Below are 250 nucleotides of genomic sequence, written 5' to 3'. Positions count from 1 at the left end.
GCATGCCATGGCTCGGAGCATAGTCATCGCTGTGCTGCCAATCGAACCCGCCCCCCAGCACCCAGTGGTCGCTCAGGCGGCGCTCGAACAGGCCGCGCAGGCGGTAGCCCAGGCCGCTGCTGTCGCTGGCGTCGTTCATGGCATCGATGTTCGAGCGCACGTCATACTGCGCCAGTACCTTGTGGTTGATGTGCGCGTCCGGGTACAGGCGGCTGCGGCCGCTGTGGGCCTGGGACCAACCGACCGAACC

Annotated in this window: 1 protein-coding gene; it reads right to left on the bottom strand. The window is 67.2% G+C overall.

The annotated features are described in order from the left end of the window. On the bottom strand, nt 1-250 hold a 250-nt coding region (locus SB756_RS33285; protein WP_410913661.1), incomplete at both ends, for a cellulose synthase subunit BcsC-related outer membrane protein.

Source organism: Pseudomonas sp. SIMBA_068, from assembly GCF_046534705.1.
Lineage (GTDB): Bacteria > Pseudomonadota > Gammaproteobacteria > Pseudomonadales > Pseudomonadaceae > Aquipseudomonas > Aquipseudomonas putida.
The sequence above is the reverse complement of the archived record's forward strand: the minus strand, read 5'-3'. Positions and strand labels throughout refer to the sequence as shown.